Here is a 12,035-nt window from a genome sequence, read left to right as displayed (position 1 = left end):
ACGCGGACACGGGCGCCGGTCTCGTCGACGGCGCCCGTGTCCGGGATCGATCCTGAGGTGTGGGCGGCAGCTGAAATCAGGCCACGCCGGCGTTCAGGAAGATGCCGCCGTCGACCACGAGCGTCTGACCGGTGACCCAGCCGGACTGCTCCGAGGTGAGGAACGCGGCGGCACCCCCGATGTCGGAGGGCACGCCGAGCCGGCCCAGCGGGTAGCCCGCGGCGGCCTCCTCCTCGCGGCCCTCGTACAGGGCGGCGGCGAACTTGGTCTTCACGACCGCCGGGGCGATCGCGTTGACCCGCACCTTGGGCGCGAACTCGTGCGCCAGCTGTGCCGTGAGGTTGATCAGCGCGGCCTTGCTGACGCCGTAGGCGGCGATGAAGGGCGAGGGCGACAGGCCCGCGACGGAGGCGATGTTGACGATCGCGCCGCCGTTGTCCTTCTGCCAGGCGTGCCAGGTGCGCTGGGCGAAGCCGAGCGCCGAGATCACGTTGGTCTCGAAGACCTTGCGCGCGACGTTCAGGTCGAGGTCGGCGATCGGCCCGAACACCGGGTTGGTGCCGGCGTTGTTGACCAGGAAGTCGACGCGGCCGAAGGCCTCCATCGTGCGCTCGACGGCGACGGCCTGGTGGGCCTCGTCGTGCGCCTTGCCGGCGACGCCGATGACCCGGTCCGAGCCGAGCCTGTCGACGGCTTCCTTGAGGGCTTCCTCGCCCCGGCCGGTGATGCAGACGCGGTCACCGCGCGCGACGAGCGCCTCGGCGACGCCGTAGCCGATGCCGCGGCTGGCGCCCGTGACGAGCGCGACCTTGCCGGAGAGCCCGGGGAGTTCAGTCATGTCAGTGGTCCCTAGTCCCAGTCTTCCCTAGTCTCCGCGTCCCTAGTCGAGCGGTCCGCCGGCCACGTACAGCACCTGGCCGGAGACGAAGCCGGCCGCCTCGCCGGTGAAGAAGGCGATGGCGTTGGCGATGTCGTCGGGCTCACCGACACGCGCGACCGGGATCTGAGTGGCGGCGGCGGCCTTGAAGTCGTCGAAGCCCATGCCGACGCGGTCGGCGGTGGCCTTGGTCATCTCGGTGGCGATGAAGCCGGGGGCGACGGAGTTGGCGGTGACGCCGAACTTGCCGAGCTCCTTGGCGAGGGTCTTGGTGAAGCCCTGCAGACCGGCCTTGGCGGCGGAGTAGTTGACCTGGCCGCGGTTGCCGAGTGCCGAGGAGGAGGACAGGTTGACGATGCGGCCGAAGCCGGCGTCCACCATGTGCTTCTGGCAGGCCTTCGACATCAGGAAGGCGCCGCGCAGGTGCACGTTCATGACGGTGTCCCAGTCGGAGACGCTCATCTTGAACAGCAGGTTGTCGCGCAGCACCCCCGCGTTGTTGACGAGGATCACCGGCGCGCCCAGCTCCTCGGCGATCCGCGCGACGGCCGCCTCGACCTGCGACTCGTCGGAGACGTCGCAGCCGACCGCGACGGCCTTGCCGCCGGCCGCGGTGATCTTCTCGACGGTGTCCTTGCAGGCGGCCTCGTCGAGGTCGATGACGGCGACGGCACGGCCCTCGGCGGCCAGTCGTACGGCGGTGGCGGCACCGATGCCGCGCGCGGCTCCGGTGACTACGGCGACCCGCTGCTCAGTGGTGGACATTGCTGCTTCTCCTCGTCCTGGGGATGCGGCCCGTGCGGAGTGTCGCGGTGCGCCCTGGGTGAGCGACCGCTTAGTACCTTCCGCAGACGTGACGCTAGAAGCCCTGGCACCCGGTGTCAACGGGACACCGGGCCGGTGTGATCCATTACCTGGACTCCCGGGGGTGGCACCGCGCCCGGCCAACCCGATCGGCCCAGCGCTGCGGGCCCCCACGCCACCGGCGCCCTAGCGTCGAAGCGCGAGCCACCCGTGGCCGGAAAAGGAGGCGTCCATGCGCCGTCGTACCGGTGCCGCAGGCATAGCCGTCGCGATCGCCGCGATCGTGCCGCTGGCCTACCCCGCACACTCCCAGGGACCGGACTCCTGGGATCTCACCCACCACAAGGCGTCCCGGTCCGCCCTCGACAACGACCCGGTCGACCCGGACCCGTACGCCCCTGATGCCTTGGATCCGGACGCGCTCACCGCAGACCTGTCCGACGGGGACCGGCCCGACGGGAGTCGACCCGACGAGAGCGGAGCCGACGGAAGCGGAGCCGACGAAGGCCGGCTCGAACAGGGCGACTTCGACGAGGACCGACTCGACGAGTACCGGCCCGACGAAGGCGGGAACGACTCTGGAGGCGTCGACGAGTACCGGCCCGACGAGGGCGGACACGACTTGGGCCGACCCGAACAGGACGGAATCGGCCAGGACGCCGGCCAGGGCGGATCAGACGCGGGCCGACCCGGCGACGGCCGGCTCGACCAGGGCGGGACCGACGCCGCCGGGAAGGCGGACGGAGGCGCGGCCGGCGCGGCACCGCCGAGGCAGGCCTCGCTCCCGACCATCTCCGCGACCTCCATGCCCCGTCCCACCCCGACCCCGGCCACCACCACGCCGGTTCCCGCCACCTCTCCCACCGTCGCGCCGACGCTCGGCACGCAGGGCGGATTCGGCGGTGCCTCGGGTACCGGGCCGAGCAGCCGGGACATCGGCATCGGGCTGGGCTTCGTGACAAGCGCCGCGCTCGCGGCGGGCTACGCGATCAGGCGCCGCCGGCACACCTGAGGCGGGGCGCCGCGAAGCACGGCTAGGGGGTGTCGTTTGGATCTTGCCGGGGTCGCGGGGTCTGCTCCGCTGCAAGGCGCCGTTTCCTGGAGCCGACCTGATCCAAACGACACCCCCTAGCGCACCAGCAGGTCGAGGAGCCGTTCGATCTCGGCCGCCGGGTCGGTCGTGAGGCCGGTGTGGACGGGGCCGGGCCGGACGATGGTGGAACGGGGAGCGATCAGCCAGCGGAAGCGGCGGCCCGGGTCGTCGCCGGCCGCCTGGCCCGCCGCGTCGCCGCCGGCGCACACGCCCTCGACGGCACGCAGGGCGGCGCGTACGCCGGGCAGGTCCACGTCCGGGTCGAGCGCCAGCAGCCGGGTCTCGTCGAGGTGGGTGCGGGCCCCGACGTAGGACCTGCCCCGGCAGTACAGGAGCACTCCGGCGTTGACGCGCTCCCCGCGCTCGACGCGGGGTACGACGCGCAGCAGCGCGTACTCGAAGACATGGCGGTCGCTCACCGGTCCCCCTTGACGCGTTCGTGGATGGTGGCGGCCCGGGCGAGGAGGGGCTCGGCGTAGGCGCGTCGGAGGTCGTCGGGGGTGGCGAAGCCGGGTTCGCCGAGCAGCCAGACGTCGGGGATCTCGGCGGTGACCTCGGCGAGGAGTTCCTCGGTGACCAGGGGCGCGAGCGCGGCGGCGGCCGAGCGGACGTCCGGCGCGAAGCGCGCGAGGGCGTGGTCGGAGGTGTCGTACGGCCGGGCGGCGGAGGTCTCGGCGCCCGGCCAGTTGTGATGCCAGATCATGGTCGCGCCGTGATCGATGAGCCACACCTCGCCGCGCCACCGCAGCAGGTTGGGGTTGCGCCAGGACCGGTCGACGTTGTTCACCAGCGCGTCGAACCAGACGATGCGCCCCGCCTCCTCGGCGCTCACCTCGAAGGCGAGCGGGTCGAAACCGAGCGCGCCGGAGAGGAAGTCCATGCCGAGGTTGGTGCCGCCGCTCGCCTTGAGCAGTTCCTGCACCTGCTGGTCGGGCTCACCGAGCCCCAGCACGGGATCGAGGTCGACCGTCACAAGACCCGGCACCCGGAAGCCCAGCCGGCGGGCGAGTTCGCCGCAGACCACCTCGGCGACGAGCGTCTTGCGTCCCTGCCCCGCGCCGGTGAACTTGAGGACATACGTGCCGAGGTCGTCGCCCTCGACGAGTCCCGGCAGCGAGCCGCCCTCACGCAAGGGCGTGATGTAGCGGGTGGCGGTGACATCTCTCAGCATTCCCGAAGCCAGCCTGTCCCTTTGGCCTTGCGTACGAAGTGTGCATCGTAACCGACTGTAATCGCCGGTGAGGAGCGCCCCAGCCACGCGCCCTCCCCGACGACTCTTCGGCTACCTGTCTCGGGTCACTCCGTGGAGAACCGCAGATACGGGGCGACGCTGCGGAGTTTCTCGCAGGTCTCCTCGATCTCCCGTTCGGGGCTGGACTGGGCGGTGACACCGGCGCCCGCCCGCAGCCACGCCTCCTTCTCCGTGCCGAGGAGCGTACGCAGGACGAGTGCGGCGTCCAGGGCGCCGCTCGTGCTCCCCCGGAACACCGCGCCGCCGTACAGGCCCCGTGGCCCGTCCTCGTGGCGGGCCAGGGTCTCGAGCGCGGCGCGTTTCGAGACCCCGGTGGCGGTTATCGCCGGGAAGAGGGAGGCGAAGGCGTCCCACGGTCCGGCGTCCGGACGGAGCCGGCCGGTCACCCGTGAGGCAAGGTGCTGCACCGATCCCCGTGGCCGGACCGACATGTACTCCTCGGCCACGACGGAGCCGGGGCGGCACACGGCGGCCATCTCCTCCCAGGCCAGGCGTACGGACACGGCGTGCTCGTGTATCTCCTTGGGGTCGCTGAGCAGTTCCGCGCGCCGGCGTTCGTTCTCCGCCGGGTCGGCGCCCAGTGCGCGGGTGCCCGCGAGCGGCTGTGTGCTGACCCGCCCGTCGTCCCCGACCTCGAGAACGGTCTCGGGGCTGAACCCGGCAGCCCGGTAGCCGCCGAGTTCCAGCAAGTAGGACCGTGCCGGTGTGTTGGCCCGGCGACCCGCGAGATACGTCGCGGGGAAGTCCGGGCGGGGTTCGGCCGGCAACGGGACCTTCCGGGAGACCACGGCCTTCTCCAGCAGTCCGGCGCGAATGTCCCCGACCGTACGAGAGACCGTTTGGCCGTAGGCGGCGGTGCCGACGGCGATGACGCCCTCGGTCCTCTCCCGCGTCGGCTCGTCGCGGGAGGTCCGCCCGGCCGGAGGTTCCGCGAGCAGGTCGGCGACCTTGCGCGCCCATGCCTCGTCCACGGCGCGGACCACCGTCCGGTCCTCGGTGAGGGTCACCTCGACGGCCGGGATCAGCGCGTGCAGCAGGGGCTGGTCTCCGGCCGCCGCCGGGTCCGCGTGAAGGAGGTGGGCGAGTTCGAAGGCGGCCCAGCCGTAGAAGCGGCGTCCTTCGTCGCTCTCGTCGCGCAGCGCGGACAGGGCGGCGGCGAACGCCGTCAGTGGCCGCCGGTCGGTGCGCGAGGTCCAGGTACGTCCGGCGGCCCGCGCGGTGATGCCGGTGGCGTCCGCTGTGACACTGACGTCGGAGCCCGCCGCGAAGTGCCAGGCTCCGCCTTCCCCCTCGTACACCACGTACTGGCCGGCCAGTCCGGCCTGTGCGAGGCGGGTGGCGGTGGCCGCCGGGTCGTGGCGGGGCTCCCGGGTGCTCGCGCACGCGAGCGGGGGGACGGACCTCGCCCATGCCTCCCAGGTGTTCCGGGCTCCGGTGCTCATGGTGTCGTGCCTTCTCTCTGCCGCTGGGTCCGGGTTGAACGCTGGCGCCGAGTCCGGGTCGAACGCTGGTGCCGGGTGAGGGGCGAACGCTGGTTCCGGGTGAGGGGTCATGACGGTGCCGCCTCCAGTCGCCAGCCGTGGGCCTGGGCCCGCCGTTCCCAGAAGGAGGCGTACGTGCCCCCCGCCGTCAACAAGTCGTCGTGCGTGCCCCGTTCGGTGATCTCGCCGTCCTCCAGGACGAGGATCCGGTCGGCGTTCACGACGGTGCTCAGCCGGTGGGCGATGACCAGGAGGGTCTTGCGGTCCGCCAAAGCCCGCACGGCCTGTGCGAACAGCCGCTCGTTCTCCTGGTCGAGGGCGGCGGTGGCCTCGTCGAGGACGAGGATCGGGGCGTCCTTGAGAAGCGCGCGGGCGACGGACACGCGTTGCCGCTGCCCGCCGGACAGTCGCGCGCCGCCCTCCCCCACCTTCGTGGCCCACCCCTCGGGCAGTTCCTCGATCACGCGGTCCAGCCCGGACAGAGCCGCGGCCTCGGCCAGTTCGCCGGGGCCCGCGCCGGGGGCGGCGACGCGGACGTTCTCCTCGATCGTGCCGTCGAAGAGGTACACGTCCTGGAAGACGAGGGAGACGTGGGCCGCCAGGTCGTCGGCGCTGATGTCCCGGACGTCGACGCCGCCGATGCGGACGGTGCCCTCGGTGGTGTCCCGGAACCGGGCGAGCAGCCCGGCGATCGTGGTCTTGCCCGCGCCGGAGGGCCCGACCAGCGCCGTCATGCTGCGCTCGGGCAGACGGAAGGTCACATCGTGGAGGACCGGACGTGCGCCTGCCCCCTCCGCCGGGCCGGCGTCGTAGCGGAAGCCGACCCCGGCGAACTCCACGCTCGCGTCGCGAGGCGTCTTCGGCTCGGCGGGCTGGGGGAACGGTGGTTCGTCGAGGACCGCGCCGAGGCGTTCCAGGGTGTTGCGGGCGATGCGCATTCCGGCGCCGGCCTCTGCGGCGGACGACACACTGTCGATCAGGCGGACCAGTAGGACGAGCAGCGCCAGCAGGGTGGGCACGGTGAGCGATCCGTCGAGCTGCCAGGACACGCCCAGGGCGAGCAGCAGGGCGAACACGAGCCGGGTGGCGAACGAGAACGAGACCAGGCCGGGCAGCCCCCGCGCGATGAGCCGCCGGTCCGCGCGTGCCTCGGCCACCAGGGCGTCGTCCAGCGCTCCATGGCCCTCGGCGGTCCGTCCGAACGCCCTCAGTACCGGCTGGTTGCGCGCGTACTCCAGGACCCGGTCGGCGGACTCGCCGATCGCGGCGTCACGGCCGAGGTCGAGCCGCCGCATCACGGCCGTGCTCGCCCGCTGGACGGCGAACAGCACGGGCGCGCAGACCAGCAGTACCAGGGCGGTGCGGACGTCGAAGAAGAACGTGGCGATCACCAGCGTCGCCGGGGTGAGCAGGGAGCTGATGAACGGGCGCAGCAGGTGGGCCGGTGTGCTCATCACCTGGATGACGTTCTGCCCGGCGAGCCTGCTGAACTCGGCCGTGCGGCCGGCGGTGAACCAGCCCAGCGGCAGGCGCAGGGCCTGGTCGGCCAAACGGCGGTGCAGTACCCGGGAGAGCTGGGAGCCGACCGTGAACCCGCCGCTGATGGCCGCGCCCTGGATCACGGCGTGCGCGAGCGCGCAGGCGGCGAACGCCGTCAGCCACGGCCACACGTCGTCGGGTTCCGGGCCGAGCAGGGTCCGCAGAACGGGCACCAGGAGGGCGAAGGCCACGCCCTGCAGGACGGCCGCGCCGCACTGGAGGAGGAGCAGCCGGTTGAGCGGACGGGAGCCTTCCGGCCCGAGGACACGGTAGAGCTGACGGATCATCGTGCACTTCCTTCTCGGATGTCGTCCGCGCTCCCCTGGGCGTCCCACAGCGTGGCGTAGCGGCCCCGGGCGGCCAGCAGGTCGTCGTGGCGGCCCTGTTCGGTGACGCGCCCGTCCTCCAGCACCACGATGTGGTCGGCGGAGCGGACGGTCGACAGCCGGTGGGCGATGACGAGCAGGGTGCGGCCGGCCGCGAGTGCGGACAGCGCGTCCTGGATCAGTGCCTCGGAGTGCGGGTCGGCGTACGCGGTCGCCTCGTCGAGCACGAGGACCGGTGCGTCGGCGAGCAGGGCTCTGGCGATGGAGAGGCGTTGTGCCTCACCGCCGGAGAGGGTGGCGGCCGTGCCGAGTTCGGTCGTGTAGCCGTCGGGCAGGGCCATGACGCGGTCGTGGACGCGGGCGGCGCGGGCACACCGCTCGACTTCCTCGTCGGTGGCCTCGGGTCGGCCGAGGCGGATGTTGTCGGCGACGCTCGCCCGCAGCAGCCGTACGTCCTGGAGGACGAAGCCGACCCGGCGGTACAGCTCGGTCGCGGCGATGTCACGGAGGTCGACACCGCCGAGGGTCACCGTGCCGGCTGTGACGTCGTGGAAGCGGGGCAGCAGTGATGCCAGGGTCGACTTGCCGGAGCCGGAGGGACCGACCAGCGCGGTGACCGTGCCGGGCGCGAGGTCGAGGTCGACGTCGCTGAGGACGTCGGTCTGCCCGTCGTAGGAGAAGGACACCCCGCGCATCGAGATGTGGTGGCCGTCGGGGAGGGCGGGGTCGGCGGGCTCGGGGAGGGTGGGGGCGTGGAGCAGTTCCGTGATGCGCACGGCGGCGGCCTGGCCGGCCCGGATCTGCTGGACGCGGGGGCCGACGACGCCCATGGGAGCGGCTACGGCGGGGCCGAGCAGCAGGAAGGGGACGAGTTCGGCGCCGGTCATCCAGTCCTGGGTGACGAGCACCGTGCCCACCACGGTCAGGAGGAGCAGAACCACGGCCGGGGCGACCACCAGCACGGCGGCGGTGGAACTGGCCAGAGTGGTCCGGACCCAGCGGGAGAAGAAGTCGGCGAAGCCCTCGGTCGCGTCGACGAAACGCTCGTGGGCCTTGCCCTCACGCCCGAAGCTCTTGAAGACGGCGATGCCGGACGCGAACTCCACGGCGGCGGCGGAGATCCGCCCCAGCGCTGCGCCGAACTCGGCCATCTGCGCCGCCGCGCCCGCCATGGCCCGGCTGAAGAGGAACACGCCGAGCGACAGGGGCACGACCCCCACCAGGGCGAGGCGCCAGTCGACGGTGAACAGGTAGGCCAGGGCCAGCACGGGCGCGGTGAGCACGGCGACGACGTCGAGCAGGGTGTGGGCGAACAGCGTGTGCAGCGCGCTCACGTCGTCCTGGACCGCCTGCTTGACCTCGCCGGTGCCCCGGTCGGTGAGCCGGCCGAGCGGCAGCCGCCCGATGTGCCGGGCGAGGCGGCGGCGGAGGGCGAGTTGGAGGTCGTTGTCGGCGATGTGGGCGAGGGCACCGGCCGCCGTGCCGCACACCAGGGCGAGCAGCCCCGCCGCGCAGGCCAGCATGACCATCGGCCACAGGGTGTCACCGTCGGCGGGGGTCCCTCCGGTGAGGCGGTCGGCGATCTCGGAGACGGCGATGAACGGCACCACTCCGGCGAGCGCCGCGACGGTCTGGAGGCCGACGGCGACGGCGAGTCGGCCCCGGACGGGCTCGGTCAGCGCGCGCAGCGGGCGCGGGGGTGGCTCGGTGCCCACGCCGGGGGCCGCCGGGCCTCGGGGCACCGAGCCCGGGCCGGACTCGGACGGGTGTGACTTCATTTGACGAGTACTCCGATTTCCGGGATGGGCCGGCCTCCCGCCTCGGTGACGCGGCGGCTGGTCATGCCCGCCTCGCGGGCCAGCCGGGCGACGTCGAAGGTGTGCCAGTCGTAGCTGTCGGCGACCTCGCGCACGGTGCGGCCGTCGCGCAGGACCTTCCAGGTCGTGGTGAACCGCATGGCGTCGCCCTCGATGGGTTCGCCGCCGATCCACCACTCGTACGTCTGGTGTCCGATGGTTTCCCTCAGGGACATCACCGGGGGGATGACGCGGGGTGAGGAGACGCCCATCAGTTCCACGACGATGGGCGCACCGTCCGGCAGGCGGGCCGCGAGCCGCTTCCACAGCGCCACGCGCTCGGGGACGGTGAGATGACCGGCCACGCCGAAGATGACGACGGCGGAGAGCCGTTCGGGCAGGACGAGGTCCTGTGCGGAACCGTCGACCACCGTCACCCGGCGTCGCAGGTCCGGGTCACGGGCGACCCGGGAGGTGAGCATGGCCCGCATGGTGGCCGACGGCTCGGCGGCGAGGATCTCGGCCTCGGGGAGTGCGGCGGCGATGACCTCGGTCACGCGTCCGGTGCCCGCGCCGATCTCCAGGACGGGGCCGTGCGACACGTCCAGACCGGCGAGGACGCGGGACAGCGGGGGGCCGCTGCTGGCGGTGTGCCGGGTGGCGACCAGTTCGTAGAACTCGGCCGAGGTCGAGTAGTAGTCGATCACGACAGTCTCCAGGCGGGGGCGGGCGTGGCGGGCCGGGTGGGAGCGACCGGGAAGTGGGAGCTCACGGGGTGCTCGGCCACGTGCGCCTGCCGTCCGTGGTCAGCGAGGGGTCCATCCTGCGCAGGACGGTGGTGACCGCCTCACGGCGTCGCGGGGTGAGGTAGAAGTGGTCGCCGGGGAAGACGCGGACCTCGGTGCGGGCGGTGGTGAGGTCCGCCCAGCCGCCGGCTCGGTCGCGGCTGCGCTCCTCGCCGAGTTCCGGGTCGGCGTCGCCGGTCAGCACGTGGATCGGGCAGGACAGCGGCGGCCGGTCCTCGGGCCGGTGGGTCTCGATGATCCGGTAGTCGTGGCGCACGGCCGTGAGGATGAGGGAGCGCAGCCCGGGGTCGTCGAGGACCTCACGGCTGGTGCCGCCGAGGCGGCTCAGTTCCGCGCACAGGACGTCGTCGTCCTGGCGGTGCAGTTGCCCGGTCACCGCCGTGCCGGGGGCGGCCCGGCCCGACGCGAAGAGCCGGCGCGGGCCGGGAGCTTCGCGGCGTTCGAGTTCGTGGGCCAGTTCCCAGGCCACGGCGGAGCCCATGCTGTGCCCGAACAGGGCGTACGGCCGGTCGAGCAGCGGTTGGACGGCATCCGCGACCGCGGTCACCAGCTCGCCCATGTCGGCGCTCGCCGGGTCGTCGAAGCGGTCCTCGCGGCCCGGGTACTGGATGCCGACGAGTTCGACCTCGGGGGGCATCAGCGCCGCCCAGGGCCGGTAGAAGCCCGCGCTGCCGCCGGCGTGCGGCAGGCAGATCAGTGTGAGCCGGGAGGCGGAGTCCTCGTTCCACAGCCTGATCCACGGGCTGCCGGCACGCGCGGCGCGTGCGGAGGCGTGCGGCGAGAAGGACGGGGTCACCAGGTCACCATCAGTTCTTCGAGGCCGAAGGTGGCCGAGTCGTGCTTCACGGCGACCTGGTCCCGGTCCCCCGCGAGGCGAAGGGTGGGGACGCGGCGGATCAGCGTTTCCAGGGCGACCTCCAGCTCCAGTCGCGCCAGGTGCTGTCCTACGCACTGGTGGACGCCGTAGCCGAACGCCACGTGGTGGTTGTCCGTGCGGTGGAAGTCGGCCCGCTCGGGGTCGTCGAACTGCTCGGGGTCGTGGTTGGCCCCGGCGAGGAGGGCGATGACGCCGTCGTCGGCGGGGACGGTCAGGCCGGACAGCTCGATGTCCTCGGCGGCGACGCGCAGGGGGATGGAGTCGGCGACGGACAGGACGCGCAGGAGTTCGTCGACGGCCGCGGGCATCAGCAAGGGATCCTGGCGCAGTTCCTCCAGCAGCTCCGGCCGGTCCAGGAGGAGCAGGGTGCTCAGGGCGATCATGCTGGTCGTGGTCTCGCGGCCGGCGTTGATCGTGATGCCGAGAGTGGACAGCAGCTGGTCCATCGTCACGTTGCCGGGGACCAGGTGGTCGATGACGAGCTTGGAGATCAGGTCGTCGCGGGGTTCCTCCCGCCGCTCGGCGATCAGCTCGGCGAGCAGGCCGAAGAGGCCGCCGAGAGCCTCGGAGACCTGCTCCGCGGTGCTGTTGCGGGAGCCGGAGATCCTGGTGACGTCCCGGAAGAACTCCAGGTTGTGCCGCGGGATGCCGAGCAGTTCGCAGATCACCGACGTGGAGACGGCGTTGGCGTAGACCGTCACGAAGTCCACCGGACCGCCGCCGTCCAGCACGCCGTCCAGGATCTCGTCCACCCGCGCCTGCACGGCGGGCCGCATCGCGCGGACCCGGCGCACCGTGAACGCCGGCAGGAGCATCCGCCGGTACTTGGTGTGCTCGGGGGCGTCGGTGCGGATGAAGGGACGGAACCTGGCCCCGGCCTCCTGCTCGCCCTCTCCGAGGGCGGGAAAGCCCGGGCGGCGGATGTCGGCGCTGACGCGCGGGTCGGAGAGCAGTTCGCGTACGTCGTCGTAGCGGGTCACCACCCAGGCCTCGCGCTTGGTCGGCAGGGTGACGCGGGCGACCGGGTCGTCGGTGCGCATCGCGGCGTACTCGGCGGGCGGGGCGAAGGGGCAGCCGCGCTGGATCGGGAACTCACGGGGCGGGTCGGCGAGGGCCGGGGCGGCACCGATGGTGGGGGCGTCGGGGGTGTCGGAGGCCGTCGGCGATACGGGGTTTGTCATGGG

Annotated in this window: 11 protein-coding genes; 1 reads left to right on the top strand and 10 read right to left on the bottom strand. The window is 72.7% G+C overall.

Annotated features, from left to right (window positions below; all coding sequences use genetic code 11):
* Nucleotides 1–76: 76 nt before the first annotated feature.
* Together QC283_RS25510 and fabG are read right to left on the bottom strand one after the other, a co-directional pair.
* Complete coding sequence (locus QC283_RS25510; protein WP_279564009.1) at nucleotides 77–838, bottom strand: SDR family oxidoreductase; 762 nt, start codon at nucleotides 836–838, stop codon at nucleotides 77–79.
* 42 nt (nucleotides 839–880) lie between these two features.
* The gene (gene fabG, locus QC283_RS25505; RefSeq protein ID WP_279564008.1) at nucleotides 881–1,642 is read right to left on the bottom strand and encodes a 3-oxoacyl-ACP reductase FabG; all 762 of its coding nucleotides are present in this window, start codon (nucleotides 1,640–1,642) and stop codon (nucleotides 881–883) included.
* A gap of 271 nt (nucleotides 1,643–1,913) precedes the next feature.
* On the opposite strand from fabG, the gene QC283_RS25500 reads away from it, so the two are divergent.
* A complete protein-coding gene (locus QC283_RS25500) occupies nucleotides 1,914–2,693 on the top strand; it encodes a hypothetical protein (RefSeq protein WP_279564007.1) in 780 nt (259 codons plus the stop codon).
* A gap of 116 nt (nucleotides 2,694–2,809) precedes the next feature.
* Here the strand turns inward: QC283_RS25500 and QC283_RS25495 are convergent, their stop codons facing one another.
* The 8 genes from QC283_RS25495 to QC283_RS25460 all read right to left on the bottom strand — a co-directional run bounded on the left by QC283_RS25495 (nucleotide 2,810) and on the right by QC283_RS25460 (nucleotide 12,032).
* Nucleotides 2,810–3,193: a DUF3037 domain-containing protein gene (locus QC283_RS25495; RefSeq protein ID WP_279564006.1), complete on the bottom strand. Its 384-nt coding sequence runs from the start codon at nucleotides 3,191–3,193 to the stop codon at nucleotides 2,810–2,812.
* Nucleotides 3,190–3,945 (bottom strand): HipA family kinase, encoded by a 756-nt coding sequence (locus QC283_RS25490; RefSeq protein ID WP_279564005.1) that lies wholly within the window; start codon nucleotides 3,943–3,945, stop codon nucleotides 3,190–3,192. The genes QC283_RS25495 and QC283_RS25490 overlap by 4 nt, the downstream gene beginning before the upstream one ends.
* Before the next feature lie 125 nt (nucleotides 3,946–4,070).
* Entirely contained in the window at nucleotides 4,071–5,468 is a 1,398-nt protein-coding gene (locus QC283_RS25485; protein ID WP_279564004.1) for a salicylate synthase, read from the bottom strand.
* A gap of 107 nt (nucleotides 5,469–5,575) precedes the next feature.
* A complete protein-coding gene (locus QC283_RS25480) occupies nucleotides 5,576–7,333 on the bottom strand; it encodes an ABC transporter ATP-binding protein (RefSeq protein WP_279564003.1) in 1,758 nt (585 codons plus the stop codon).
* Nucleotides 7,330–9,150 carry an ABC transporter ATP-binding protein gene (locus QC283_RS25475; RefSeq protein ID WP_279564002.1) on the bottom strand — a complete coding sequence of 607 codons (1,821 nt, stop codon included), beginning with the start codon at nucleotides 9,148–9,150 and terminating at the stop codon, nucleotides 7,330–7,332. The genes QC283_RS25480 and QC283_RS25475 overlap by 4 nt, the downstream gene beginning before the upstream one ends.
* A complete protein-coding gene (locus QC283_RS25470; RefSeq protein ID WP_279564001.1) occupies nucleotides 9,147–9,875 on the bottom strand; it encodes a class I SAM-dependent methyltransferase in 729 nt (242 codons plus the stop codon). The genes QC283_RS25475 and QC283_RS25470 overlap by 4 nt, the downstream gene beginning before the upstream one ends.
* Before the next feature lie 61 nt (nucleotides 9,876–9,936).
* On the bottom strand, nucleotides 9,937–10,770 hold the full coding sequence (locus tag QC283_RS25465) for a thioesterase II family protein (RefSeq protein ID WP_279564000.1): 834 nt from the start codon (nucleotides 10,768–10,770) through the stop codon (nucleotides 9,937–9,939).
* Nucleotides 10,767–12,032, bottom strand: a complete 1,266-nt coding sequence (locus QC283_RS25460; RefSeq protein ID WP_279563999.1) for a cytochrome P450 — start codon at nucleotides 12,030–12,032, stop codon at nucleotides 10,767–10,769. The genes QC283_RS25465 and QC283_RS25460 overlap by 4 nt, the downstream gene beginning before the upstream one ends.
* Between the last annotated feature and the right edge of the window lie 3 nt (nucleotides 12,033–12,035).

The organism is Streptomyces sp. DH41 (assembly GCF_029813785.1).
In the GTDB taxonomy this organism is placed as follows: Bacteria; Actinomycetota; Actinomycetes; order Streptomycetales; family Streptomycetaceae; genus Streptomyces.
The sequence above is the reverse complement of the archived record's forward strand: the minus strand, read 5'-3'. Positions and strand labels throughout refer to the sequence as shown.

Coding starts and splice junctions, on each gene's coding strand:
- QC283_RS25510 (WP_279564009.1), bottom strand. CDS start 838: ATGACTGAACTCCCCGGGCTCTCCGGCAAGGTCGCGCTCGTCACGGGC.
- QC283_RS25485 (WP_279564004.1), bottom strand. CDS start 5,468: ATGAGCACCGGAGCCCGGAACACCTGGGAGGCATGGGCGAGGTCCGTC.
- QC283_RS25490 (WP_279564005.1), bottom strand. CDS start 3,945: ATGCTGAGAGATGTCACCGCCACCCGCTACATCACGCCCTTGCGTGAG.
- fabG (WP_279564008.1), bottom strand. CDS start 1,642: ATGTCCACCACTGAGCAGCGGGTCGCCGTAGTCACCGGAGCCGCGCGC.
- QC283_RS25460 (WP_279563999.1), bottom strand. CDS start 12,032: ATGACAAACCCCGTATCGCCGACGGCCTCCGACACCCCCGACGCCCCC.
- QC283_RS25475 (WP_279564002.1), bottom strand. CDS start 9,150: ATGAAGTCACACCCGTCCGAGTCCGGCCCGGGCTCGGTGCCCCGAGGC.
- QC283_RS25500 (WP_279564007.1), top strand. CDS start 1,914: ATGCGCCGTCGTACCGGTGCCGCAGGCATAGCCGTCGCGATCGCCGCG.
- QC283_RS25480 (WP_279564003.1), bottom strand. CDS start 7,333: ATGATCCGTCAGCTCTACCGTGTCCTCGGGCCGGAAGGCTCCCGTCCG.